Annotated in this window: 23 protein-coding genes; 2 read left to right on the forward strand and 21 right to left on the reverse strand. The window is 70.0% G+C overall.

Annotation, left to right across the window (positions count from 1 at the left end):
• Positions 1–74: 74 nt before the first annotated feature.
• From ML01_RS01020 to ML01_RS01110, 19 genes are all read right to left on the reverse strand, one after another.
• On the reverse strand, positions 75–1,277 hold the full coding sequence (locus ML01_RS01020) for an FAD-dependent oxidoreductase (RefSeq protein WP_058553518.1): 1,203 nt from the start codon (positions 1,275–1,277) through the stop codon (positions 75–77).
• The gene (locus ML01_RS01025) at positions 1,274–2,617 is read right to left on the reverse strand and encodes a condensation domain-containing protein (RefSeq protein ID WP_058553519.1); all 1,344 of its coding nucleotides are present in this window, start codon (positions 2,615–2,617) and stop codon (positions 1,274–1,276) included. Before ML01_RS01025 ends, ML01_RS01020 begins: the two co-directional genes overlap by 4 nt.
• A 113-nt stretch (positions 2,618–2,730) precedes the next feature.
• Complete coding sequence (locus ML01_RS01030) at positions 2,731–3,603, reverse strand: endonuclease/exonuclease/phosphatase family protein (protein ID WP_162267939.1); 873 nt, start codon at positions 3,601–3,603, stop codon at positions 2,731–2,733.
• The gene (locus ML01_RS01035; RefSeq protein WP_156427487.1) at positions 3,603–4,490 is read right to left on the reverse strand and encodes a hypothetical protein; all 888 of its coding nucleotides are present in this window, start codon (positions 4,488–4,490) and stop codon (positions 3,603–3,605) included. The genes ML01_RS01030 and ML01_RS01035 overlap by 1 nt, the downstream gene beginning before the upstream one ends.
• Entirely contained in the window at positions 4,487–5,461 is a 975-nt protein-coding gene (locus ML01_RS01040) for a UDP-glucuronic acid decarboxylase family protein (RefSeq protein WP_058553522.1), read from the reverse strand. Before ML01_RS01040 ends, ML01_RS01035 begins: the two co-directional genes overlap by 4 nt.
• Positions 5,458–5,880: a secondary thiamine-phosphate synthase enzyme YjbQ gene (locus tag ML01_RS01045; protein WP_156427488.1), complete on the reverse strand. Its 423-nt coding sequence runs from the start codon at positions 5,878–5,880 to the stop codon at positions 5,458–5,460. The genes ML01_RS01040 and ML01_RS01045 overlap by 4 nt, the downstream gene beginning before the upstream one ends.
• Positions 5,864–6,679, reverse strand: a complete 816-nt coding sequence (locus ML01_RS01050) for an HAD family hydrolase (protein WP_082673821.1) — start codon at positions 6,677–6,679, stop codon at positions 5,864–5,866. Before ML01_RS01050 ends, ML01_RS01045 begins: the two co-directional genes overlap by 17 nt.
• A complete protein-coding gene (locus ML01_RS01055) occupies positions 6,676–7,605 on the reverse strand; it encodes an inositol monophosphatase family protein (RefSeq protein ID WP_058553524.1) in 930 nt (309 codons plus the stop codon). Before ML01_RS01055 ends, ML01_RS01050 begins: the two co-directional genes overlap by 4 nt.
• A 9-nt stretch (positions 7,606–7,614) precedes the next feature.
• Positions 7,615–9,519, reverse strand: coding sequence for a transketolase C-terminal domain-containing protein (locus tag ML01_RS01060; RefSeq protein ID WP_058553525.1), 1,905 nt, complete (start codon positions 9,517–9,519; stop codon positions 7,615–7,617).
• A gap of 117 nt (positions 9,520–9,636) precedes the next feature.
• On the reverse strand, positions 9,637–10,407 hold the full coding sequence (locus tag ML01_RS01065) for an SDR family NAD(P)-dependent oxidoreductase (RefSeq protein WP_058553526.1): 771 nt from the start codon (positions 10,405–10,407) through the stop codon (positions 9,637–9,639).
• Positions 10,404–11,258: a sugar phosphate isomerase/epimerase gene (locus ML01_RS01070; protein WP_162267940.1), complete on the reverse strand. Its 855-nt coding sequence runs from the start codon at positions 11,256–11,258 to the stop codon at positions 10,404–10,406. The genes ML01_RS01065 and ML01_RS01070 overlap by 4 nt, the downstream gene beginning before the upstream one ends.
• 50 nt (positions 11,259–11,308) lie before the next feature.
• Positions 11,309–12,019, reverse strand: a complete 711-nt coding sequence (locus ML01_RS01075; RefSeq protein ID WP_058553528.1) for a hypothetical protein — start codon at positions 12,017–12,019, stop codon at positions 11,309–11,311.
• 58 nt (positions 12,020–12,077) lie between these two features.
• Positions 12,078–13,175: a DegT/DnrJ/EryC1/StrS aminotransferase family protein gene (locus ML01_RS01080; RefSeq protein WP_058553529.1), complete on the reverse strand. Its 1,098-nt coding sequence runs from the start codon at positions 13,173–13,175 to the stop codon at positions 12,078–12,080.
• A gap of 498 nt (positions 13,176–13,673) precedes the next feature.
• On the reverse strand, positions 13,674–14,669 hold the full coding sequence (locus ML01_RS01085; protein WP_082673822.1) for an NAD(P)-dependent oxidoreductase: 996 nt from the start codon (positions 14,667–14,669) through the stop codon (positions 13,674–13,676).
• 76 nt (positions 14,670–14,745) lie between these two features.
• A complete protein-coding gene (locus tag ML01_RS01090) occupies positions 14,746–17,088 on the reverse strand; it encodes a PfkB family carbohydrate kinase (protein ID WP_058553531.1) in 2,343 nt (780 codons plus the stop codon).
• A 27-nt stretch (positions 17,089–17,115) separates the two neighbouring features.
• Positions 17,116–17,565, reverse strand: coding sequence for an NUDIX domain-containing protein (locus ML01_RS01095; protein WP_058553532.1), 450 nt, complete (start codon positions 17,563–17,565; stop codon positions 17,116–17,118).
• Positions 17,558–18,364 (reverse strand): aldo/keto reductase, encoded by an 807-nt coding sequence (locus ML01_RS01100; protein ID WP_058553533.1) that lies wholly within the window; start codon positions 18,362–18,364, stop codon positions 17,558–17,560. The genes ML01_RS01095 and ML01_RS01100 overlap by 8 nt, the downstream gene beginning before the upstream one ends.
• A complete protein-coding gene (locus tag ML01_RS01105) occupies positions 18,346–19,626 on the reverse strand; it encodes an FAD-dependent oxidoreductase (protein WP_058553534.1) in 1,281 nt (426 codons plus the stop codon). Before ML01_RS01105 ends, ML01_RS01100 begins: the two co-directional genes overlap by 19 nt.
• Before the next feature lie 442 nt (positions 19,627–20,068).
• Positions 20,069–20,464, reverse strand: coding sequence for a hypothetical protein (locus tag ML01_RS01110; RefSeq protein ID WP_216819084.1), 396 nt, complete (start codon positions 20,462–20,464; stop codon positions 20,069–20,071).
• 164 nt (positions 20,465–20,628) lie between these two features.
• On the opposite strand from ML01_RS01110, the gene ML01_RS01115 reads away from it, so the two are divergent.
• Both ML01_RS01115 and ML01_RS01120 read left to right on the forward strand, forming a co-directional pair.
• A complete protein-coding gene (locus tag ML01_RS01115) occupies positions 20,629–21,882 on the forward strand; it encodes an AAA family ATPase (protein WP_082673824.1) in 1,254 nt (417 codons plus the stop codon).
• Positions 21,879–22,769, forward strand: coding sequence for a hypothetical protein (locus tag ML01_RS01120; RefSeq protein ID WP_156427489.1), 891 nt, complete (start codon positions 21,879–21,881; stop codon positions 22,767–22,769). The genes ML01_RS01115 and ML01_RS01120 overlap by 4 nt, the downstream gene beginning before the upstream one ends.
• A 67-nt stretch (positions 22,770–22,836) precedes the next feature.
• On the opposite strand, the gene ML01_RS26735 is transcribed toward ML01_RS01120, so the two are convergent.
• Entirely contained in the window at positions 22,837–23,265 is a 429-nt protein-coding gene (locus tag ML01_RS26735) for a DUF433 domain-containing protein (RefSeq protein WP_371258167.1), read from the reverse strand.
• 24 nt (positions 23,266–23,289) lie between these two features.
• Positions 23,290–24,261: a UDP-glucose 4-epimerase GalE gene (gene galE, locus ML01_RS01125; protein WP_058553536.1), complete on the reverse strand. Its 972-nt coding sequence runs from the start codon at positions 24,259–24,261 to the stop codon at positions 23,290–23,292.

Below are 24,261 nucleotides of genomic sequence, written 5' to 3' on the forward strand. Positions count from 1 at the left end.
TTGCGTTGCCCAAGCGGCGGCCGCTGATGCTTGAGATCTGCCGGTCGCGGCCGGTTCCGGCGGTGTCGATCCGATCAGGGCACCTCGCCCGCGGCCAGCAGCCGGCCAAGACCGGCCCCCATCCCCCAGCAGGTGCCGGCGACCCGGGCGGACGCCTGCGCACGGGGCTCGGCGCTCAAGCACTTGCCGGCGGCATAGAGGCCGTCGATGCCGGCGACGGCGAGCGCGCCGAGCGGGATGTCGTAGCGGGTGCCGGGCGGCAGGTACTCGAGCTTGATGCCCTGCTCGGGGTGCCAGTGCTCGATGGGCCAGCAGCCGGCGCAGACGGCGTCCTCGAAGCGGCGCGCGGATTTCAGATCCGCCTCCTGCAGTCGGTAGCGCCCGCGCACGCGCCCGCCGTCGCGCACGCCGAGCCGACCGCAGGGGCCGAGCCTGGCCGCGGCGAATTCCGGCAGGCGGCGGAGCCAATCCAGCAATTGCGCCAGCGTGCCCTGCATGCGCTCCCCATCGAAGTCGGCCGCGGACAGGTTGAGCTTGAGATAGACCTCGTCGGCGGCGATGCCGCTGTCCGGCCACAGCGTCGCGCACGCCTCCGGCAGCTCGCCGGCCGCGACCGCGGCGCGGATGTGCTTGATCAGCGCGACGCCCTTCGGGAAGGCCAGTGCGCCGGTTGCCGCCCCGGTCACCACGACCACGAGCCCGGCCAGGGCCTCGCCGGGCTCCACCAGCGCCGGATCGACCAAGCGCACCGCGGCCGCGTCGCCGCTGGCGTCCACGGCGGCGCGGGGGTGCAGGCGGCGCTCGCCGCCGCCGACGCGCAGCCGCACGCCATGGACCCGACCGTCGCGGGTCTCGATGGCGGTCACCTCGCTGTCGGTGAGGCAGGTAATGCGCGACTCCTCCGCCAGCCAGCGGCGCGTGACCTCGCGGTAGACGGCGGGGTCCACGTTGAGCACCCGGGTGCGGCCGATGCGCCGGGGGGCAGTGCGCGGGTCCGCGGCCATCAGGCGCTCGATGAGCTCCAGCGGCAGGCCGGCGTTCACCGGCTCGCCGGCCTCGTCGAACAGGCCGCCGATGGTGTGGATGAGCGCGTCGGCCACCGTGCCGCCGGTGTCGGCGGCCCGCTCGAGGAGCAGCACCTCGGCACCACCGCGCGCGGCGGCCAACGCACAGGCCATGCCGGCGGCACCGGCCCCGATCACCAGGAGCGGTCCGTTGGCGGTGCCGGCTGCCCGGGCTTCGAACCCCGAGTGCGGCTGCGCGCGCGTGCCGCTCATAGCGTGCCGCTCGCGCCGAGGTCGGCGAGCGGTCGCTCCGGCGCCGCGGTGGCCTCCCCCAGCAGCCGCAGGAAGCGCGCGCCGAGACCGTCGATGGTGGCAGGCCGGAACAGATCGCGGTTGAAGCTGAGGCCGGCGCCGATGGCGTGGGTGTCCACGTCCTCCAGAAAGGTCAGGCCGGCGTCATAGAGACCGTCGAGCTGCGGGATGTCGCAGCGCTCGGCGCAGATGCCGGCGGCGGCGAACCGGCGCGGAATGAAGTCGCTGTGCTCCCACGCGGACATGGACCGCAGCGCCGCCGGCGCGCCGCCCGCGGCGGGGTCGGCGCGACCTTCGAGCAGCCGAATAACCGGAAAGGGCTGGTGGTGCAGGCCGAGCAGCAACTGGCCGTTGACGGCGCGCACCAGCGCCGCGAAATCCTGGCCACGGACCTGATCGACGCGCAGCCGGACAATCAGCGGGCTGATCAGCAGGCCGACGACGCCGCGAAAGCGCGGCTGCTGGCGCGGCATGGACGACGGCACCAGGAGCCAGACATCGTCCTGCCCGGTCCAGCGGTGCAGCAGCCAAAGCCAGGCGGCCAGCAGCACCGAAAAGCGGGTGCAGGACCGTGCGGCGCTCAGCGACTGGACGGCGCGGGTCAGCCGGTCCGGCAACGCGAGGCCGAGGGTGGCGCCGTTGAAGGTCTTCGCCGGCGGGCGCGGATGGTCCGTCGGCAGCTCAAGCCGCGGCAGCTCGCCCGCGAGCTGCGCCTGCCAGTAGTCGGCCATGCGCCGGCCCTTGTCCGCGGCGAGCAGGTCCTGCTCCCGGCGCACGTAGTCGGCGTGCGTGGCCGGCAGCGGCGGCAGCTCGACGGGCTTGCCGGCGGCGAGGGCACCAACGCAGGCGACGAGCTCGCGGCCCAGAATGCCCCAGCTCGGCGCATCGCCGGCGATGTGGTGCAGCGCGAGCAGCAGCAGCGCACCCGGTTCCGCGCCCCGGTACAGGGTCGCGCGGAACAGGCCGTGCTCGAGCACGAAGGGCCGGCGCAGGTCCGCGGCGGCGCGGGCCAGCAGGGCGCCCCGATCCAGGCCGCTCGCATCGACCTCCTGCCACCAGTGCGTCGGCTCAGTGGTCCACTGCGTGCCGGAGGTCCCGCCGGCGTCCAAGCGCACGGCGGTGCGCAGCATCGCATGTCGCTCCATCAGCGTCGTCAGTGCCGCGCGCAGCAGGTCGGCGCTGACCGGGGCGTCGAACAGCAGCGGCAGCGCCGTGTTGTGCACCGGGTCGGCGGGGTCGCCGCCGGTGGCCGCGAGGTAGCCGCTTTGGCAGTCGGAGAGAGGCAGGGTGTCGGTGCTCATCGCGTATCGAGAACCTAGCGGGCATGCCCTCCTTCGAGGGCGGGACAGCGGCGTTCGGCGCCGGCATGGGATGCGACGATCATCTCCCCTTCACAAGACGCGGAGATGCGCGGTCAGCGCTGCTTCAGCTCGCGAGGCGATGAAAGGAACCGGTCGGTCGGCCGTGCTTGCGGAACCTCGGCCGCCAGCTCCGCCACCACCGGGAAATGGTCGGACGGGTAGCGGCCGTCGCGGGACCAGGTGTCGGTCCAGGCGCGCCGCACCGCGAGATCCGATGATGCCAGGATCCAGTCGATGCAGACCCGGGCCGTACCGGTGAAGTCGTGGCGCGTGCCCTGGCGACCCGGCAGCGCGTCGAAGACATCCTGCAGCCGACGCCCGCCGGCGAGCGCCGGCGCCGTTAGTGCCGCGTGCTCCGGGCCCGCGGCATCGACATTGAAATCGCCGGTCAGGACCACCGGCACGTCCGCCGGCGTATCGCCGAGCCAGTGGCCGAGCAGCTCCACCGCGAAGCCGGTAAAGGTGCTGCCCCAATGAAAATGGGTGTTGTAGACATCGAGCAGCCGTCCGCTCGCCTGCTCGCGCAGCCGCACCCGGGTGACGATGCGCGGCAGATCGGCGCCGGGCCCAAGGCTTGCGGGGCGGTCCGGCGTTGCGCTGAGCCAGCGGGTCTGCGTCTCCTCCAGCCTGAACCGCTCCGCCTGGAAGAACACGGCACAGTGCTCGCCGGGCGCGGGCTCGCTCGGGCGCGGCGAGACGACGCCGGCAAAGCGGCCTTCGCCGGCCATGCCCCAGTGCGGGAAGCGCGCGCGGATGGCGTCGATCTGCTCCGGCATCGCCTCCTGCGTGCACAGGATGTCCGGCGCCAGCCGGGCCAGACAGTCCAGCAGCAGCGGCTTGCGCCGGGGCCAGGCATCGGCACCGTCCGGCGCGGTGGCGAAGCGCAGGTTGAAGGTGCAGAGCGTGAAAGCCGCCGTGTTGCGCATCATCGGCCGTCCAGAGCGCCGACCAGCCGCGCCAGGGGCGCGGCGAGGCCCTGATACAGGGAGAGCGGCAACGACCACTCGTTGCCCGGCTTGTTCGGGTCCAGGTAGAAGTGCCCTAGCCCATCGACGACGCGGGCCATCCGCTGCATGTCGTAGCCCCGGGCGCGCAGGCGCGGCACCAGCTCGCGCTCCGCCAACGCCAGCAGCGCCGGGCGGTCGCTGGTGAGCCGCATCGCGTTGAACAGATAGACACCGCACTCCATCGCCTCCAGGAAGCCGGGCTCGCGCGTGCGCATGGCCCACTCCACGTCGAAGTCGATCAGGCGCACCCGCCCGCCCGGCTCGATGATCTCGTTGTCGCCCCAGCGGTCGCCGTAGATGACGCCGCAGGCATGGGCCTCGTGCAGCGTCTCGAGCACCGGCGCGACGACGCTCAAATCGCCGCAGCTCACGGCCGCATAGGCGGTGCGGCCATGGATGCGCTCGATCAGCATCCAGTCGTCGCCGACGGCGAGCAATGCCGGCACCGGCAGGCCGAGCGCGCGCGCGTGCTCCACGAAGGCGATCTCCTCCGCGATGCTCCGCAGCCGAAACAGCCCGCCGCGCTCCGGAAAGCCGGTGTAGAGGTACATGCCGTTCAGATAATCGAAGATCTCCGCCGACGACGCGTCGCGACGCATCCGGAACACGGCGCCGCCCCGGTCGGTGTCGATCAGCAGCACGTGGTTCAGCGCGCCCTCGTTGGGCGGCGCCATGAGCGCCGCCCGGTGCCCGCCGGGCAGCCGCTCCAGCGCCGCGGCCAGCGCCGCTTGTACCGACGCGGGCAGGCGTGCCTCGGGACGCGATTCGGGAATGGCCAAGTGACTGGGCATTGCTGCTGCGTTCATGCGCACTGCTCCAGGTGCATGATGCCGTCGAAATAGGCGATGGTGCGGGCCAGGCCGTCATCGAGCCCGGTGGTCGGGCGCCAGCCCAGGGCCTGCGTTGCAAAGGTGATGTCCGGCCGGCGCTGGCGCGGATCATCCGATGGCAGCGGCTCGAAGATGATCCTGGAGCCGGAGCCGGTCAGCGCGATGACCTTCTCGGCGAGCTGGCGCATCGAGAATTCCAGCGGGTTGCCCAGGTTCATCGGGCCGGTTACGGCGGCGTCGGTCTCCATGAGGCGGATCAGGGCATCGACCAGGTCGTCGACGTAGCAGAACGAGCGCGTCTGGCTGCCGTCGCCGTAGATGGTCAGCGGGCGTCCGGACCGGGCCTGAACGATGAAGTTCGAGACCACGCGGCCGTCGTTGGGGTGCATGCGCGGGCCATAGGTGTTGAAGATCCGCGCGACCTTCACGGCGACGCCGTGCTGGCGGTGATAGTCGAAGAACAGGGTCTCGGCGCAGCGCTTGCCCTCGTCGTAGCAGGAGCGCAGGCCGACGGGGTTGACATTGCCCCAGTAGCCTTCCGGCTGCGGGTGTACCTCGGGGTCGCCATAGACCTCGCTGGTGGACGCCTGCAGGATGCGCGCCTTGGTGCGCTTGGCGAGTCCGAGCATGTTGATGGCGCCATGGACGCTGGTCTTGGTGGTCTGCACCGGATCGAACTGGTAATGCACCGGCGACGCCGGACAGGCCAGGTTGTAGATCTCGTCCACCTCGACATAGAGCGGAAAGGTGATGTCGTGGCGCTGCAGCTCGAAGTGCGGATGCGACAACAGCTCGTCGATGTTGCCGCGCGTGCTGCTGAAGAAGTTGTCCACGCAAAGCACGTCGTGGCCCCGTTCCAACAGCCGCCGGCAGAGATGCGAGCCGATGAAGCCGGCACCGCCGGTGACCAGGGTGCGGGTGCGATGGTCCAGTCGGTTGATGCTCATGGGTCGGCGTTCTCTCCCAGCAGGGTGATGGTCAGGCGGCGCTGTTTCGGCGCGCGGCGGTGCTCCCACAGAAACACGTCTTGCAGCCGCGCCAGCGCCAAGGCGCCGTGCTCGAACGGCAGGGTCAGCGCGCTCGCGGTGAGCGCCGAGCGCACGTGCGCGGGCATGTCGTCCGCGCCCTCGCCCGCGAGCAGCCAGCCCGCGTCCTCGCGCACAAGGTTAGCGAAAAAGCGCTCGAGGTCCGGCGTCGCGTCGCGCTCCTGCACCAGCAGGCTCGCCGAGGTGTGCAGCAACAGCAGGTTGCACAGCCCACTCGCGAGGCCGGAGGCGGCGATCACGGCGTTCACTTGTGCCGTGACGGCCAGCAACGCGCGCTCGCCGGGGGTGTCGATGATCAGGGTGTCACGATGCAGCCGCATGGCGGTGCTCCAGGGGCAGGTGCGCATGCTCGGCGTCGCGGTCCGGCCAGGGAACGCCGTCGCAGAGGCCATGGGCGCGCAGGCCGTCGTGGATGCCGAGTACGCCGGGATGAGCGCTCAGATGGACCCGGGGCAGGTGCCGGATCGCGTCCAGCAGCCCGTCCTCGGCGTTGCCGACGGCGATGCCGGGGAGCCCGGTCTGGAACAGCGAGAGATCGTTCAGGGTGTCGCCGGCGACCACCACGGGGTGCTCCGCGAGACCCGCGTACTCCAGCAGCCGCAGCAGCGCCGGCCCCTTGGCCACCCCGCGCGGGAGCACATCGAGGTACATCTCGTGGGAGAGCAGGCAGTCGAAGCCGGCAGCGGCGATCTTGTCGGCGATGCGCCGCGGGAAGTCGGCCGGGTCGAAGAAGTAGGACACCCGATAGGGCGCATCGACCGCCTGCGGCGCGATGGCCGGCTCGTCCGCCAGCAGTGCCCGCACCCGCGCGCCGGCGTCGCCCCAGGCGGCGGCGACCCAGTCCTGCAGCGGCGCGATGGGCGCGAGTGTGTCGCCATCCACGATGCGCGTGCCGATGTCCGAGATGATCCACCGCGGGCGCGGCGGCAGCGGCTCGTCGCCCCCGGCGGCGTCCAGCAGCGGCAGCGTGTCCGCCAGCGCGCGGCCGGTGACGAAGATCAGGATGCAACGCTCGCCGAGCCCGGCGAGCCATTGGTAGAAGCGCCGGCGCGTCGCCGCATCGCCGCCGAGCAGCGTGCCGTCGAGGTCGGTGGCGAGGACGAAGGTGTCCGGGGTCATCGGCCGCTCCCGTGCATGAACAAGGCGCCGGCAGCCGGCCGCGGCGCATCCGCGCAAATCCCTGCGACGATCTCCGCCAGCGCCTCGAACACCCCCGGCACCCCGGCAAGCAGGCCGCGCGAACGCAGCGGCGCATAGGGTGCGCCGTCGCCGTCGGCGATGCGGCAGCCGGTCTCGGCGAGCAGCACCGACGCGGCGGCACCGTCCCAGGGACCCAAGCCCGCCTCCCAGAAGCCCTGCACGTCGCCGGCCGCGACATAGGCCAGCTCCATGGCCGCGCAGCCGAGGCAGCGGACATCGCGGGCGCCGGCCCAGATGCCGTCCAGCCGCGTCAGCAGCGCCGCGCGGGCCGGCCCGGTGCAGCGCACCGGCAGGCCGACGCAGACCACGGCCTCGGCGAGCGGACGCGGCACGGCCCGCGGCAGCGGGCGGCCGTTGCGCCAGGCACCGGCACCGCGCACCGCGGTGAAGCACTCGCCCGTTGGCGGGGCGTGGATGACGCCCAGCTCGGCGACGGCGCCGCGCACCAGCGCCACGGACACCGCGAAGGGCGCGAGGCCGCTCAGAAAGTTCGTCGTGCCGTCGAGGGGGTCCACCACCCAGACCGGGTCCGCGGCGCCCGCGGCGCCGGTCTCCTCGCCGACGAAGCCGGCCTCCGGCAGCAGCCGGGCGAGGCCGGTGCGCAGCCGCTGCTCGCTGGCCAGGTCCAGCGCCGAGCGCAGGCTGCCGTCGGGCTTGCATGTGCCGCGGTCCGCGACGGCGCCGCGGAACGCCGCCAGTTGGTCCCGGCCGACCTCGCGGCAGAGCGCGGTGACGGCGTCGGCCAGGGCGATGTGCGCCATGCGCTCTAGTGACAGGCCGGGCGACACGGGCGGGGCGGCGAGCTTGCCCGCGGATGCGTGCGGGTTGATGGGATCAGCGTGCATCGGCTCGGCTCAGCCCGCCGCCAGCATGGCGCGGACTTGCGCCTCGATGGCCGTCTCGTCGAGCCCCTGGTGCCGGATCTGCTCGGCCTCGCCGCCGACGCCGGCACGGGTCGTGCCGAGGTGGGCGTAGGCGGGCCGATGGCCGCGCTCCAGGAGCCAACTGCCGAAGCGGGCGCCGAGGCCGGTCTTGCGGTTCAGCGCCTCGACCACCAGCACCACGGGCGCGGCGCCGATGCGCGCGAGCATGGCATCGTCCGGCAGGTTCAGCGTCGGCTTGTTGACGAGGCCGACGCGGATGCCCTCGGCGCGGAGCTTGTCCACCACATGCAGGCAGCGGTACAGCATCTCGCCGAAGCTCACGATGAAGCCGGCGTCGCCGTCGCGGATCAGGTCGTCGCGGCCGGGCTCGAAGCGGTAGCCGTCGCCGAACAGCGGTGCGCCGGTCTCGCCGCGCGTCTCCGGCACCGGCGAGCGGCTGGAGAAGACGAAGCGCAGCCCCGGCTCGTGGAAGCTGCGCTCGACGCAGGCGCGCATCTGGCCCGCGTCGGCGGGGTAATACAGCCGGGTCGTGTCGTCCTCGCCGAGGCCGTTGTCCGCGGCCAGCAGGTTCAGGCCGAAGTGGCAGGTATTGTCCACCAGGTCATCGACGCCGGCGTGGGACAGGTTGCAGAGCACGTTGGCGCGGTTCATCCGCGCCATGAAGATCTCGGACAGGCACATGTCCAGGAAGGCGGCATAGGTGCCGAAGATGCCCTGCTTGCCCGGCGCGTGGCCGAAGCCGGCGGCGGCGGAGAAGTTGGCCCGCTCCATGATGCCGCCCATGCGGAAGACCTCGGGGTAGGTCTCGGCGATCAGCCCGAGGCCGCAGGACTCGCCCAAGTCGCTGTCGATGCAGAGCACCCGCGCGCTGCGCTCGGCCGCGGTCATATCGCCGAGCAGCCGCACCACGGTCGCCTCGAATTCGCGCCGAGTCTTCTTCGACGGCAGGTCCGCCGCGAAGCTGTAAGTGCGGGTCGCCGACCTGGCCTCGGCGAGCATGCGTGCCGCGTCGGCGTGGCCGCGGGCTTCCAGCCAGCGCATCGCAAGCTCGGGGTCCAGCGCGTCGTGGCCATGGATGGTCCCTTCCACACCCTCGATGCCGGGCGCCATGGGCCGGTCGTTGACGACGGCGACGGGGCCGCGGGTCTGCGCGGCCGCGCACAGCCGGCCGAACAGGTCGTCGAGATCCTCGCCGGGGCCGCGCAGCACTTCGAGGCCGTGCCCGGCCAGCGTGCGCGCCACGTCGAATTGCAGGTAGCGCGACGGTGCACCGCTGCAGGTGGAGTCGTTGTTGTCGATGATGAGCTTCAGGTCCAGCCCGAGTCCCACCGCGTGGCGCGCGGCCTCGGCGTCGTTGCCCTCCTGCTGCGAGCCGTCGGAGCCGAGGCAGACCACCGCCTTGCCCGGATTGGCCAGCGCGATGCCGTTCACATACGGCCACAGGTGCCCGAGCCGCCCGCCGGAGAAGCCGATGCCGTGCTGCTCGCAGCGCTCCGGATGGCCGGGCAGGCGCGAATGGGGCTCGCGGTAGGTCATCAGCGCGTCGGCGGGGAGCTTGCCGTGCAGCGCCGCGAACACGTACTGGGTCGCCACGCGGTGACCCGCCTCGTCGAACAGCACCGGCACGAAGCGCTCGCGCTCGCCGCGGAACAGCGCATCGAGCAGCACCGCCTCCGGCACCGTGTCGTAGGCGCCGCCGGTGTGACCGGACCAGCCCTTGGCGGCCGACAGCGCCGTGAAGAAGACGATGGCCGACCGGCACAGCGCGATGTTGCGCGCGATGACCGCGCGCTGTGCGGGGTTCAGCGTCCGGGTCTCGCTCGACAGCGACAATGGCTCGTAGTCGGCGAGGGGGATGGGGAAGGGGGCGGACATGGGGGTGTGGGTCTCCGGAGTCGATTGAATTTGGTGGCTGTTGCCGATGCCTGCGCCGACACGATTGCGTTTGGTTGGCTGTCGATGGCAGCGCTTGGGGCACTCACCGCGGCCCGGCTACATCAAGCTCACCCCGCCGTTGACGCAGAGGTATTGGCCCGTGGCAAATCCCGCATCGGCCGCGGCGAAATAGCGCACCGCGGCGACGATGTCGGCGGGCTCGCCGACGCGGCCCATGGGCACGCGGGTCTGCTCGTAGGCGGCCTTTTTCTCGGCGAAGCCGGGCTCGGCGACGTGGCGCTCCACCGGCACCCAGCCGGGGGCGACGGTATTCACCGTAATGCCGAAGGGCGCGAGCTCCGTGGCCAGGCTGCGGGTGAAGCCGAGCAGAGCGCTCTTCGCCGTCACATAGGCGCTGTAGTGATTGACGGTGCGAAAGCAGACATCGCTGCCGATGCTGATGATGCGGCCGAAGCCGGCGGCCTTCATGGCCGGCAGGCAGGCCTGCGTCAGCAGGTACGGCCCCTTCACGAAGTCATCGAGCGCCGCCTGGAACACGGCCCAAGGCTGCTCCTCGAAGGGCACCTGCGGGTGTGGTCCGCTCGCGTTCAGCACCAGCGTGTCGGCGCGGCCGAGGCGCTCCGCCAGCTCGCCGTAGAGGCGCGCCACGTCGCCGGGCTCGCGCACATCGCCTTGCAGCAGCACGCCGTCGCCGCCGGCGGCGCGGACCTCGGCGAGGGTCTGCTCGGCACGGGCGCCGTCGCGGGCGAAATTGATGCCGACGCGAAAGCCCGAGCGTGCGAGCCCGACCGCAATGGCCCGGCCGAGCCCGGCGCTGGCACCTGAGATCAGCGCGACGCGCGGTGAGGGTGCCGCCGAGGCAGTCATCCCGGGAGAACCTCCGCCAGCAGCGCGCGCAGATTCGCGAGGCTCCGCTCGGTGCCGGCGCGCACGTCCTGCGGCTCCTCGTACTCGATGCCGAAGTAGCCGCGGTAGCCGGTGCCGAGCAGCAGGTCCAGGATCGGCCGCCACTGGATCTCGCCATCGCCAAAGGCACAGAAGGCCGGCCCGCCGCAGCCCCAGCGCACATCCTTCCAATGGCTGTAGCGGACCCACTGGCGGGTCCAGCGCAGCGCCATCAGCGGGTCGGCGCCCTGGTTGAGAAAATTGGCCGGGTCGTAGTTCAGGCCCACCGCCGGGCTCTCGATGCCCGCCATCAGCCGCGCCACCCGCTGCCCGGTGGCCGTGGGGCCGCCGTGGTTCTCGATGACGACGGCAACGCCGGCCTGCTCGGCGTGGGCGCCGACCTCGTTGAAGGCCGCGTGCAGCCGGCTGAAGGTCGCGTCGTCCGGGGCATCGTCGCGGTGCCCGCCGGAGAGCAGCCGCACGAACGGCGCACCGAGCTCGGCCGCGGCGTCGATGAACCAGTGCGCGTTGCGCAGGTGCTCGCGGCGCGCCGCCGGGTCGGCGGTCGCAAAATCGTTGCGCCCGGCGACGCAGAGCAGGCTCGCGCCGGCGTCCGCGGCCCAGCGGCGCACCGCGGGCAGCGCGGCCAGGTCGGGCTCATGGCTGAGGTGCTTCGGCGCCTGCGGATGGGCGTTCAGCTCCACTAGCGGCAGGCCCAGCGCCACCGCGGCATCGAAGTAGGCCGGCATCTCATACTCGCGCCAGCCCCAGGCGGCACAGACGAAGCTCGGCATGGTGTCGGGCAGCGGCACAGGCATGGTCGGCACAGGCATGGTCGGGCTCGGCATCGGCACGGATGGCTTGGGTTGGACGCTGCCGCGGATCATTCCGCGCTGCGCCCGGGCAGCAGTGCCGTCAGCAGGCGCTGCGCGAGGCCGGCACGCGCACGCCCGACGCCGACCGGCGGCTGCACGGCCGAGCGCGGCAGCGCGCTGACCAGCTCCAGCTTCACCTGCCCGAGCGCGGAGCTCGGATTGACGTAGTAGCGCAGGCTGACGCCGCCGCCGCTGCCGAAGCCGCGCTGGTTGCCGTTGGTGCCCTCCATCAGCGGCTTGAAGCCGCGCGCCTGCACGGCCTCGCCGAGCTCGTCGACATCGGCGTCGCCGGCGGGGCGAAAGGCGACATGGCCGATCACCGGCGCAAGTCGCAGCAGACAATCCTGCCGGTCCGCCCGCGCGTTCTCGGGGCAGAACACCTCCAGCCGGCAGCGGCTGTCGTCGCGGCGCTCGGCGGTCGTGACCACGACGCGCAGGTCCTCCTGCCCGCACTGCGCGCGCAGCAGGCCGGCGACGACGGTGCTCTCGAAGCGCTCGGTGACCTGATAGCCGAGCCCTTGGAGCTCATCGACCACCTCGGCGCCCGTGCCCCAGGGCACCATGACGCCGACGTGGTCGAAGGCGAGCCCGGCGGCGAGCGCCGCGTCGCCGAGCAGCGCCGCCGGCTCCGCGAGCCGGGTGGCGAACAGGCCGGCGACCCGCTCGATGGCGGCGAGGTGGGATTCCTCCGGTGCCCGGCAGGCGAAATTCTCGATCATGCGGCTGGCCTCGCGGGGCGGTTGTACATGGCTGGAACAGGCGTGGGCGGGCCGCGGCTCAGGCGGCGTAGAACCGCGCCACGGCGTCGGCGACGTAGGCGATCTGGGCGTCGGTCAAGTGCTCGTTGACCGGCAGCGATAGGATGCGGCCCGACTGCGCCTCGCAGACCGGGAAGTCGCCGGGGCCATGGCCCATCGCACGGCACGGCGCCTGCAAGTGGATCGGGATCGGGTAGTGGATCTTGGTCTCGACGCCGCGCTCGGCGAGGAAGCCGATCAGGGCGTCGCGCGCCTCGACCTGGATCACGTAGGTGTGGAACACGGGCTCGGCGTCGGCGCGCCGCGGCGGCAGCGTCACGCCGTCGATGCCGGCGAGCAGTCGGTCGTAGTGCGCGGCATGGCGGCGGCGCGCGGCGGTGATGTCGGCGAGCCGCGCGAGGCCGAAGCGGGCCACCGTAGCCTGGAGCGTGTCGAGCCGGCTGTTGTAGCCGAAGTGTGCGATCTCGTTGCGGTTGCAGAGCCCGTGGTTGCGCAGCCGGCGCAGCCGCTCGGCCAGCTCCGGCCGGCTGGTGGTGACGACGCCGCCGTCGCCCGCCACGGGCAGGTTCTTGAGCGGGTGCAGGCTGAAGCAGCCGGCGTTGCCGAAGGCGCCCACCGGGCGACCTTGCAGGCTCGCGCCCACCGCCTGCGCGGCGTCCTCGACCACGGCGAGCCCGTGGCGCTCCGCGATGGCCGCGAGCGCCGGCATGTCCGCAGGCGTGCCGGTGAGATGCACCGGCAGCAGCGCGCGGGTGCGCGGCGTGACGGCGGCGGCCACGGCGTCCGGGTCCAGGTTGTAGTCCGCGCCCACATCGGCGAACACCGGTGTCGCGCCCGTTGCGACGATGGCCCCGGCGCTGGCGATGAAGCTGTTGGGCGCGGTGATGACCTCGTCACCCGGGCCGATGTCGAGCGCCTTCAGCGCCAGGAACAGCGCATCGTGGCCGGAATTGACGCCGACGGCGTATTCGCTGTGGCAAAGCGCGGCGAAGTCCTGCTCGAATTGCGTCACCGACTCGCCGAGAATGAAGTCGGTATCGCTCAGGTGCCGCCGCAGTTGCCGGGCCAGCGCGTCGTGGTCGAAATGCCGGCGCAGTGCGAGATAGGGGACTTGCATGCTATAGGCTCGAAAATCGGTGGTGAGAATTTAGGGGACCGTTAAAAAACTACCGATACACACTCATCTTCGCACCTCAGCCGAGATTGCCTGCGTGGGACAAATGCTCGCAGATGAGTCAGGTTCTGTGTGCAGCACAGTGCAATGATGCCCGTCGGTTCAAGGCGCAGCCTCGCTGGAGAGATCGAAGTCTTTTGGAACTACGAAAGACACGAAACACGCGAAAAAGGACGGATTCGTAACTCGCTTCGGTCCTTTCGCGCTTTTCGCGTGTTTCGTAGTTGCTCTGCGCAGGCTACTCTGCGGCTGGACACCCGCCGACACAATGCCCGCCCCAAGTTTCCGCCGCTGAGTATTTCTCCTGACCGTTTATCTTTCTCCTCTCGTCTTCTCCTCTTCTCTGCGCCCGCTATCGCTATCGGTAAGCCTGATCCCGATCCCGATGGGCTCGATGCGCGGTCAATCTCTCATCTGCCGATTTGGCGAGTAAACGTCGCCTCAGCTCAAATCGACCGACTGCATCAGCCGGATGTTGTAATAGCGCTCGTCGTCCATCGGATTCGGGATCTTGCCGGCCTTGAACGCGGCGACCAGGTCTCGTACCGCATCCTCGATGGTGTGCCGCGGCACGAAGCCGAGCTCCTTGCCGATACGCTCTGACGAGATGTGATAGGAGCGCTGATCGTTGCTCGGCGTCACCTCGATGGGGACCTCGCCCACCACGCTGCGGACCATCTCCGCGAGCTCGCGCACGCGATGGTTCTGGTAGCCGGCATTGAAGATCTTGCCGTCAATGGCCTCGTCCGGGGCCGCCAGCGCCAGCAGATAGATGTCCACCATATCCTGGATGTGGATGTTCGGGCGCTTCTGCTCGCCGCCGAAGACCTTGATCAGGCCGTTGTTCAAGGCGTGGTTGGTGAGGATGTTCACGGTGAGATCGAGCCGCAGCCGCGGTGAATAGCCGCAGACCGTGGCCGGGCGGATTACCAGGGTCGTGAAACCGGGCGCGCGCGCCTCCTCCAGGTAGGTCTCGCACAGGGCCTTGTACTTGGAATAGTCGGTCAGCGGATCGAGCGGCAGGTCTTCGGTGACGTTCTCGGTGTCCTTGATGCCGTACACCGAAGACGACGAGGCGTAGATGAAGCGCTTGACGCCGGCCGCCTTGGCGCTGTCCACGAGACCCAGGAAGGCGTCATAGTTGATGGATTTGCCGAGCGCCGGGTTCAGCTCGTAGCTCGGGTCGTTCGAGATACAGGCGAGATGGATCACCGCGTCGCAGCCGGGCATGATCTCATCGAGCAGCGCGCGGTCTCGGATGTCGCCGCGGATCTCGGTCAGCGCCGGGTTGCCGCGGGCCGCATCCAGCACGTTGTCGCCGTAGAGATAGAGATCGATCACCTTCACCGCGTAGCCGGCATCAAGGAGCTGCGGCACCAGTACGGCGCCGACATAGCCGGCACCGCCGGTGACGAGGATGGTCTTCGCTGGATTCACTGCGGGCCTCTTTCGGATGGATCTGCGGATTGAGCTCGGTGTATCGGCTCAAGCGTATCGGCTCAAGCGTATCGGCTCAGGTGTATTGATTCAGATAGGTGTCGAGCAGACAGTGGCACAGGGAATGGTGCAGCACCTCGGTGACGCCATAGGACAAACAGGGCACGTAGAAATTGAGATCGCCGAGGGTGCGCAGCGGATTGTCCTCGCGAAAGCCGGACAGGGTGATGACCCGGCAGTCCTTGTCCCGCGCCATGCGGCTGCCATACAGGATGTTCGGCGAGCGTCCGGAGCTGCTGATGGCGACGAGCAGATCGCCGGGCTCGGCAAAGAGCCGAATGGGCTCGGCAAAGACCTGCTCATAGGCGATGTCGTTGCTGACCGCCGTCAGCAGCGCCGCATCGTTGAAGGCGAGCGCGCGCACGCCGCCGTTCTTCGCGTAGTCCGCTGCCATATGGCTGGCGATGGCGGCACTGGCGCCATTGCCGATGAACATGACCTTGCGGCCGGTGCGCCGGGCAGCGTCGATGGCGGCGCTGGCTTCCAGCACGCCGCCGGCGAAATCGAGCATGCCGCCACTGCCGTCGGTGACGCGCACGCGGCGGGCGCGGTCCACGAAGTCGCGGTAATAGGCGTCCGGGTAGGCATCGGCACCGGCGGCGGGCGGCTCCAACGTCGGTGCGGCGGGCACGCTCGGCGCTGCCGCCGGCATGCTCGCAACGGCAGTCGCGGCGCTGTCCACCGGCGGCACCGGCACCGGCATCGGGCCGGCGGGGGCGCACAAGTAGTCGATGAGCTCCTGCCGGCGCACCGGCCGACGATTGCCGACGATCTGTACCGCCAGCGCACCCGCCGCGTTGCCGAGCAGCGCGGCCATGTCCAGCGGCAGGCCGGCGGCGATGGCCGGAGCGCAGTAGGATAGGAAGGCGTCCCCGGCGCCGATGGCGTCCACCAGCCGTGGGTCGTGCAGGGGGGCGGCGGCGACCGACTGACCGTCCTGCCCCAGCGCGATGCAGCCGCGGCTGCCCAGGGTGACGACGAAGGCGCGAGCGTCCAGGGCATCTCGCAGCCGGCGCGCGACGCCCTCGATGGCGCCGTCGCGGGAGCCCGCGGCCATGCGCGCCTCCAGCTCGTCGATGCAGACGATGTCCGCGCGCGGGTAGCGGGTGACCAGATTGAAGCCGGCGTTGGCGGAATTGGTCTGCGCGTTGACGGCGAGGCAGCGGGCATTGCGCGCGAGCGCGCCGACAATGCCCTCGCCCAGGAAACCGTGGCCGTAGTCGGCCACGAGCACCAGATCGAACTCGGGCAGCACCTTGTCCAGGTAGCCGATGACCTCGTCCTGGATGGGCTCGGGCAGATCACTGGCGGGCAGGCTGTTGATCTCGAAAAGCTTCTGCCCGTTGCGCCGATTCAGATAGCGGCGCTTGACGACACTTGAGGCGTCCGGTCGCGTAAAGAAGCGCGCCTCGATGCCGGGGTGCAGGTGGCCGCGGACGAAGGCCTCGCGGTCCGCCTCGGCGCCGAGCACGCTGACCAGATGCACCTGCCCGCAGAGCTCCGCGACGTGGTTTGCGATTGCCAGCACGCCCCCCGCGTGGGCCTCCTCGGCCTCACGGCGGTGTGCCACCACGGACGACTTGGACGCCATGCCGAGCGGCTCGCAATGGTGGTACTCGTCGATGATGGTGTCGCCGATGACGCACACGCGCAGCGCCGCGATGGCACCGATCTCGCGCATCAGCTCGGCGGCGTTCATGGCGGCCTCGGCTACCGGCCCGGCGGCGGCGCGCGGCGGCTCGGCAGCGGCCGGTGCGTCGGCGCGGGACTGGGCACTCAGGGGGCGGTCCTCGGCACGACGGTCCTCCAGACCGAAATGCGCGCCCAGCAGGGCCGTGGACGAGAACACCTGCTCGCGGGTGAAGCGCATCTGGCCGCCGACCGCCTGCACCGCGGCCACCTCCTCTTGGAGCTTGCCGGTGGGATCCTTGAGGGTCTCAAACTCCTGGCCCTTGACGAAAAAGGCGGGCCGCAACAGCCGGATGGTCTCCCCTGCCGTCGGCCAGCGGTTGACGGCCACGAGATCGGCGCAGGCCAGGCTGGCGATGGAGTAGGCGCGCAGCGTCTCGGGAAAGGCGGGCCGGTTGCCGCCCTTCTGCACGAAGCGGTCCGGCGTCACCGTCACCACGAGCACGTCGGCGAAGCGCTTCGCGGCTTCGAAGTGCTTTATATGGCCCGGGTGCATCAGATCGAAGCAGCCGTGGCAGTGGGCCACCTTCAGGCCGCGGTTGCGGAATTCGGTGCAGCGGGCGGCCAGCTCGTCGAGATCGACGACCCGGGCCTCCGCGCCGGGCGCAGCCGGCGGCACGGGCAGCAGCTCGGCAACGGCAGGCGATGGATGCAAAACGGATGACGCCATGTTGAAACCCGGGGTTGTGGCACCGGCTCAGCCGACCGCGGACGGCCGGTGTGGTGCGCAGGCGAAGAAGTCGTCGAGGATCTGTCGGTAGTGGGACGCGAAGGTCAGCCCGGCGAGCGCCCCGCGCTCGAACCAGGCGAGCCGCTGGCCCTCGGCCAACACCACCCGCGCCGGGTCCAGCTCCAGGCGCCGCCAAAAGATGTGCTCGGTGCACTCGGGCCAGCGGTAGGTGCGAAAGAGCGGCGGCGGTGTCAGATGGACGCCGATCTCCTCCGCGATTTCGCGCAGCACGGCCGCCGTCGGCGTCTCGCCCGGCTCCAGATAGCCGCCGAGCAGGGCCCAGGTGTTTGGGTAGGGGATCTCCGGCTTGTCGTCGCGCAGCACGAGCAGGACCTCCTCGCGGGCGTTCAGCAGCACGATGTCGGCGCCCGGGGGCTCGCGGCCGTCGCTGCCGGATTGCCAGGTCGCCTCAGGCATGGCTCGTCTCCCGGTGCGATGCGCCGCACGCGTGCGCAGGGGCGGCCGACGCGGCGGCAGCCAGGTTCTCGCGCATGTGCGCGACGCTGAGCGAGCCGATCACCGCGGCGCCCACCGCCGCCGGTGCGGTCGCGAAGCCGATCGCCGCGGCGGCATCGAGCTGCCCCGCGCCGAGCGCCTTCTTCACCAGCACGCCGACCCCGGCGGCGCGGGCCTCCTCCAGCACGGCCGCGTGGGAGCGGTCTTCGAGGTTGTAGGTCAGCATCAGCACGTCGGCCCAGGCGAGGGCGGCGCGGGCGCCGGCGACGGTCTTGCCGGACAGGCCCACGGCGCGGGCAAGGCCGCGCGCGCGGGCATCGAGCAGCACCGCGACGGCGTCGGTTTGGGTCAGGATGTCGAGATCGCGGCCGTCGGAGTGCAGCAGCAGGATGTCCACGGCATCGGTGCAGAGCGCCCGCAGGCTCTGCTCGATGGAGCGGCGCATGCCGGCGGCGGAGAAGTCGAAGCTCGAGCGCCCGTCCGCGAACTGCTCGCCGACCTTGGTGGCGAGCACGATCTCGCTGCGCCGGTGCGCGAGATGGCGCCCGATCAGCGCCTCGCTGCTGCCGTAGGCGGGCGCCGTGTCGATGAGGTTGATGCCGGCGTCGAGCACGCCGTGCAGCAGCCGCTCGACGGCGTGCGAGTCGGGCAGCGCGTAGGCGCGCGGGTACTTGACGCCCTGGTTGCGCCCGATCTTGACCGCGCCGAAGCCGATGGGCGCGACCATGAGATCGCTGCGACCTAGTCTGCGGCGGTCCATTGCAGGCTCCCCTCCCAAGGCGGCGGCGCCAAGGCCGGCAGCGGCCAGCCGAGTGCGCGGCAATCGACGGGTGCGGCGGGCCGGTCGCCGAAGAGCGGCGCCGCGAGCGCCAGCACGCGCTCGGCGAGCCGCGGCACCAGCGCGAGCTTCGTCGGCCAGGCAGTAATGATGCGGCCCTCGCGTAGCGCAAAGGCGTCATCGGGGCGCTGGCCGCCGGGGGTCGTGACCTCGGCCTTGTCGGCGCGGTACGCGGACCATTCGGTGCCGGACAGCGCCCGGCCGCCGAGCGCGGCGCCCACCACCTGCCGGCCGTGCCGCACCAGCGCGTCGGCGGCCAGGTCGACGCCGTCCTCGGACAGGCCGCCGCCGATCTGCCAAATCGTCCGCCCTGCCGAGTCGCGGTCCGAGGTGATGGTGACCAGCGCGGACGCCCCCTCGACGCAGTGGGCGTTCAGCTCCGGCAGGTCGCCGCGGGCGAGCAGCATCTGCACCGAGCGCACCTGCATCAAGGGGCGATTCAGCCCGAGCTTGGCCCGCAGCGCCGCGTTGCCGATGCCGGCGGCGAGGATCACGGCCCGCGGCCGGAGCAGCAGGGGCCGCGCGCCGGTGGCCTCGGTGCGGGCCGGGTCCAGCACCAGCATCAGGCCGCCGTCGGCGAGGTGCTCGACGCCCACCGCGTCCGGCGCGGCCCGCAGCAACAGGTTCTGCACCGGCGCGGCCAGCGCGCCGACGAGCCGGCGCGGGCTCACCACCTGCTCGTCGAGCCGGCACACCAAGCCCGGCACGGCATCGAGCACTTGCGGGCGTTCCTCCGGGGTCAGCGGCACCGGCGCCACGCGCAGCCCGCGGCGCGCGCCGATCATCCCCAGATGCCCGAGCGCCCGGCCGCTGTGCCAGAGGTGGCAGTGGTCGGCGCGCAGCACGCCTCGGCCCAGGGCGGGCGCGCGCACGCCGTCGATGCACGCCCGCCACACCGCCGGCATGGAGCGGATGGCGCGGGCGGAAGCGCTGAGCTGGCCGTTCAGCGTGTACTTGAGCCCACCGTGGATGATCCCCTGGCAGGCCGCGGTCTGGCCCGCGCCGAGCCGATCCGTCTCGATCAGCAGGGCGAAGCGCCCGGCCGCCGCCAACTGGCGCAGGATCCACAGCCCCGACGCCGAGCCGCCGAAGATCACCGCATCGAGCACCCGGAAGCCGTCGGCAGCGGGGCCGGCGGCGCGCTGCTGCGCTGGCTGCGGTGATCTGGTGAGGGGCTTCGGCACGCTGTCCGGTCCGGGTCGCTGACGGGGACTCCAGTGTCCCCGATGCAGTCCCGCCGTGTGGCGCTGACCCTTGGCTCTGCGAAAGGATGCGTTGTGATTGCGAAGCCGTCGCGAGCGTCGGGTTGCGGAGCTCGGGCGAACACCCGTGACCGGGTGCGGGCAAACCGGATTGGAGGCAGTGGCAAGCCCGCAATGGATGGCGCCACTGGCGCCACGATCGGCGGCGGCGCGTGGTGCCCGACCTGTTGCAGCGTCGGCGCAGGTAGACGCGGGCGCGACGTTGCCGATGTGACGATCGTACGTCGCCGTTGACGCGCCAATGAGATCAGCGCGGTTTGGTGGCGATACGTGCCGCACCCGGTTTGATCATTGTGTCAATAACGCCAGGCGTTCAGCGCCAAGAATGCGCCGCGCAAGGGGACAGCGGCATCCTCCAAGTTCTTCAGGGAGTCGGCGATACCACTCCCGCCTCGCCGAGCCACCGCCGCTCCTCTTCGCACTCCAAGGCGATCAGGGTCGCGTTCTCCTCGCAGTAGCGCACGACCTCATCGATGGCGGCAATCGGCAGATCCAGATCCTCGGCAATCTGCTCGGGCGTCAGGTCGTTGGCGCGCATGTCGCTGAAGACCCGGGACGCCAGCACGCGACGCCCCTTGACCCAGAGCTGTCTGCGCCAGGGGTGGGGGCGCGCCACGAGCCAACGCCAGTGCGGCGACAGCGACTCCAGCTCCGGCAGCACCAGGCGCTCGGCGGATTCCCGTCGCTCGCCCAGATACAGATGCTTGCCATCGGCCAGCTCGCGCGCGAGCAGCAGCATCACGGCGCTGCTGCGCAGCACCGCATCCTTGAGGCTTGAAGCCTGGATCGCATCCTTCAGGGCATCGAGTCTTGCCTGTGCGTATTCCGGCCCATCGTGACCGCCGATGCCGCACTCCGGATCGAGGCGACGCTTGGACGCTTGCGCGCCTTCCGAGCCGTCAGCGCGTACTAGCGGAGATCACCATGTACATCGATCGAATACAGATCAGCGACTTTCGTAATTTTCGCGCCGCCAGTGCCGACTTTGTGCATCCCGATCGGGACTTCGATCGCGACGGCTTGCCCAAGCCAACCTTGCCCAATGTCAATCTGCTGCTGGGCGACAACGGCCTTGGAAAGACCACGCTCCTCAAAGCGATCGCCTTGGCCGCGCTGGGACCCGCGGTCGATAGATCCGGAATATATACCTATCACTTGATCCGCAAGGCCGGGAACCCACCGGACGGTGTAGACGGGGGCAAGGCCGGCATCGAGGCGATCTTCACCCACCACGCCCAAGACGATCCGAATGGCGACTTGAGGAGGATCACAAGGATTGAATCCGCTATTGCGGTCGAACGTTCCGGTGACTTGGAATCCCTGCACTGGACGCATGCTGAAGAGAAGCCTTGGCACCCGATCTACAAGGCCGAATCGGACGCCTTCTTCTTCGTCGGCTATGGCGCCACCCGCCGCGTGGAGCGGCGCGAACAACTCGATTTCGGGGCTCGCAGCAGTTCGTCGTTTATCCGAGCTCAGCGCGTAAAGAGCCTGTTCGAGGATGCCTACTCGCTGATCCCGCTGAGCGCATGGTTGCCGGGCCTCAAAGAGCGCAAGCCCAGCCAATACAGGCAAGTCATCAAGCTCGTCAATCAGCTGGTGGGGCAGGATCGATACGGTTTTCAGGGGGAGATGGATGAAGGGGAGTACCTATTCGAGCGCCAAGGACTGAAGGTGCCGTTCCCGGCCTTGTCCGACGGATACCGGGCCTATCTCGGCTGGATCGGGGACCTGCTGTATCACATCTGCGAGACCTGTCCGCGGGGGCGCAAGCTGACGGACAACCGCGGTATGGTGATGGTCGATGAGGTCGACCTGCACCTGCATCCGCAGTGGCAGATGCAGGTGCTGCCGATGATCGCCAAGGCTCTGCCCCATATCCAGTTCATCGTCACCAGCCACAGCCCCCTGATCGCCGGCTCTTTGGAGTGGATGAATGTGCTGGTGATGGTTCCCGAACCGCAGCAGGCCAGCAAGGTGGTGCGCGTCCCGGAGCGCATTCACGGGCTGGACGCGGATCAGCTCTTGCTGACCGATCTGTTTGGGCTGCGCTCTACCCGTGCCCCGTCAAAGGAGGCCCGGCTGAAGGCGTTGACGCTGCGGGCGCGCGAGGGCGACGACCAAGCAGCCCTGGAGCTACTCCGGGAGATGAGCGCCGGCTCGGAGGCGCTGGGGTGATTCGCTTCCCCATCAAGCTCAATGAGCTTAGTGATCGCATTGAGCAGCACAAACCTGGATGGCTCCGACGTGCGGCCGACCGTACACGCATGATTCGCGAAGAAGGGCGCTATGACGAGACCAGCTCCATCTGGAGCGAGGTGAAGGCGGTCTATATGCGCCTGCAAGGGAACGAGTGCGCCTACTGCGAGCGCACGCTCGAGCCTGAGACCTACGGCTTGGTCGAGTGGGACGTAGAGCATTTCCGACCCAAAGGAAGGATCTCGGCGTGGGACCCGCCCGACGGGCTTTCGCTTCTAGGCGTGGCCCCTGTCCCCGTACCCGCAAGCAACGCCGGCTATTATCGGCTCGCGTATCATCCGTTCAATTATTGCGCGTGCTGCAAGCCCTGCAATTCCTCGCTGAAGGGTGCTCGCTTCCCAGTGGAAGAGGCATATTGCCTTGATGGTGAGTCGCCGAGGCGGATGGTTGCCGATGAGCACCCCTATTTGATTTATCCGCTCGGTAGTGTCGATGTTGATCCCGAGACGCTCATCGAGTTTCACGGACTGTCGCCGCGTGCCAAGAAGCGTCGCCGGTGGAGCAGGCGACGCGCACTGGTCGTTATCGCGTTTTTCCGTCTGGACGATGCAAGCGGGAGGAAGAATCTGTTTCGCGAACGCGCGCGCTTGCTCCAGGTGGTTTATCCGCAGTTGGTTAAGGAATCGGACCAAGCCATGTCGGCGCAAGAGCGCCGCAGAGCGACGGAGTTGCTGTCGCGCTTTACCGCGGATGATTCGGCGCACGCTAATTGCGTACGGAGCTTCGTGCGTCTTTTCAGGAGTAACCCGGACCGCGCCCGGTTACTCACCGAAGCCACCGAAGCGTGGTTCTTGACCGTGTCTTAGCCGTCTGATCAGTCTCGTCTCTTGGCTTCCCCGGTTGTGCGCGAGCACACTTGACACCCCGAAGGAGTCAATCGGCCTGGCTGCCAATATGGTTAAGCGACCAATGTCGAAGCGACTCAGGCATGCTGATGGCGGCTACATCGCCGATCGACGCACTCGTCCAGCAAGACCTTAAGCCGCGGCAAGGGTCTTCTCCCTCGCCTCTTCCAAGTAAGCGATGACCTGCTCGGGGTTTACGCTCGGAAAGCCGTCCAGGAAGTCGTTGATCGAGTCTCCGGCGGCGAGACAGTCGAAGCGTGGCGACGGGCACTCGGGTGCCGGCGAACACTGGGGTTCCGCTGAGAATTTCGGGGTCTCTCACAATCACGCTCTCACCCATTTCCGCGCCTCGCCGGGATTGCCGTTTGCTGGTGGGCAAGGTATGCCCATCGCGTTCTAGGCGCAACGAACCTGATCCGAGGACGGCGCCGTGCGGATGCGCGCGTCGGGCGGGCATGTTGCCTGCACCGCCGGGCAGGGCTCACCCGCCGTAGCCATCCGGATGCGCGCGATGCCACTCCCAGGCGCTGGCGATGATGTCTTCGATGGCCGTGATCTGCGGCGTCCAGCCGAGCACCTGCCGCGCCTTGTCGGCGGCGGCGACGAGCACCGGCGGATCGCCGGGGCGGCGCGGGCCGACGCTGGCCGGGATCGGGTGGCCGGTGACGGCGCGGGCCGCGGCGAGTACCTGCTTCACGGAAAACCCGCTGCCGGTGCCGAGGTTGAAGGCGCCGCTCGCCGGCGTGGTCAGCGCGAGCAGATGGGCGCGGGCGAGATCCGACACGTGGATGTAGTCGCGGATGCAGGAGCCGTCCGGTGTCGGATAGTCGTCGCCGTGGATGCAGGCCTGCTCGCGTTGCCCGAGGGCCACCTGGAGCAGGATCGGGATCAGGTGCGTCTCCGGGCTGTGGTCCTCGCCGCGCCCGCCGGCGGCGCCGCAGGCGTTGAAATAGCGCAGGCTCACCACGTGCAGCCCGTGCAGGCGCCGATACCAGTCGAGCGCCCGCTCCAGCATCAGCTTGGACTCGCCGTAGGGATTCGTCGGCCGCTGCGCGCTGTCCTCCGTGATGGGCAGGCGCTCGGGCTCGCCGTAGGTGGCGCAGGTGGAGGAGAGCACGATGCGCCGGACGCCGTGGCGCAGCATCGCCGCGGCCAGGTTGAGGCCGCCGGCGACGTTGTTGCCGAAGTAGCGCTCCGGCTGCGCCATGGACTCGCCCACCAGCGCATCGGCCGCGAAGTGCATGACGGCGTCGGGGCGTGTTTCGGCAATGGCCCTATCGATGGCGTCGGCGTTGCGCAGGTCCCCGACCATCAGCGCGGCGCGCGTGTCGATCGCCGCGCGATGGCCGAGCTCCAGGTTGTCGAAGACCGTAACCGAGTGACCCTCGTCGAGCAGCAGCGCGCCGGTGACGCTGCCGATGTAGCCGGCACCGCCGGTGACCAGAACGTGCAT

The sequence above is a fragment of the Thiohalocapsa sp. ML1 genome, from assembly GCF_001469165.1.
Lineage (GTDB): Bacteria > Pseudomonadota > Gammaproteobacteria > Chromatiales > Chromatiaceae > Thiohalocapsa.

Bases quoted from the DNA above. Each gene is read 5' to 3' on its own strand.
- ML01_RS01020 (WP_058553518.1), bottom strand. From the start codon at position 1,277: ATGAGCGGCACGCGCGCGCAGCCGCACTCGGGGTTCGAAGCCCGGGCA.
- ML01_RS01025 (WP_058553519.1), bottom strand. From the start codon at position 2,617: ATGAGCACCGACACCCTGCCTCTCTCCGACTGCCAAAGCGGCTACCTC.
- ML01_RS01030 (WP_162267939.1), bottom strand. From the start codon at position 3,603: ATGCGCAACACGGCGGCTTTCACGCTCTGCACCTTCAACCTGCGCTTC.
- ML01_RS01035 (WP_156427487.1), bottom strand. From the start codon at position 4,490: ATGAACGCAGCAGCAATGCCCAGTCACTTGGCCATTCCCGAATCGCGT.
- ML01_RS01040 (WP_058553522.1), bottom strand. From the start codon at position 5,461: ATGAGCATCAACCGACTGGACCATCGCACCCGCACCCTGGTCACCGGC.
- ML01_RS01045 (WP_156427488.1), bottom strand. From the start codon at position 5,880: ATGCGGCTGCATCGTGACACCCTGATCATCGACACCCCCGGCGAGCGC.
- ML01_RS01050 (WP_082673821.1), bottom strand. From the start codon at position 6,679: ATGACCCCGGACACCTTCGTCCTCGCCACCGACCTCGACGGCACGCTG.
- ML01_RS01055 (WP_058553524.1), bottom strand. From the start codon at position 7,605: ATGCACGCTGATCCCATCAACCCGCACGCATCCGCGGGCAAGCTCGCC.
- ML01_RS01060 (WP_058553525.1), bottom strand. From the start codon at position 9,519: ATGTCCGCCCCCTTCCCCATCCCCCTCGCCGACTACGAGCCATTGTCG.
- ML01_RS01065 (WP_058553526.1), bottom strand. From the start codon at position 10,407: ATGACTGCCTCGGCGGCACCCTCACCGCGCGTCGCGCTGATCTCAGGT.
- ML01_RS01070 (WP_162267940.1), bottom strand. From the start codon at position 11,258: ATGCCTGTGCCGACCATGCCTGTGCCGCTGCCCGACACCATGCCGAGC.
- ML01_RS01075 (WP_058553528.1), bottom strand. From the start codon at position 12,019: ATGATCGAGAATTTCGCCTGCCGGGCACCGGAGGAATCCCACCTCGCC.
- ML01_RS01080 (WP_058553529.1), bottom strand. From the start codon at position 13,175: ATGCAAGTCCCCTATCTCGCACTGCGCCGGCATTTCGACCACGACGCG.
- ML01_RS01090 (WP_058553531.1), bottom strand. From the start codon at position 17,088: ATGGCGTCATCCGTTTTGCATCCATCGCCTGCCGTTGCCGAGCTGCTG.
- ML01_RS01095 (WP_058553532.1), bottom strand. From the start codon at position 17,565: ATGCCTGAGGCGACCTGGCAATCCGGCAGCGACGGCCGCGAGCCCCCG.
- ML01_RS01100 (WP_058553533.1), bottom strand. From the start codon at position 18,364: ATGGACCGCCGCAGACTAGGTCGCAGCGATCTCATGGTCGCGCCCATC.
- ML01_RS01115 (WP_082673824.1), top strand. From the start codon at position 20,629: ATGTACATCGATCGAATACAGATCAGCGACTTTCGTAATTTTCGCGCC.
- ML01_RS26735 (WP_371258167.1), bottom strand. From the start codon at position 23,265: ATGCCCGCCCGACGCGCGCATCCGCACGGCGCCGTCCTCGGATCAGGT.
- galE (WP_058553536.1), bottom strand. From the start codon at position 24,261: ATGCACGTTCTGGTCACCGGCGGTGCCGGCTACATCGGCAGCGTCACC.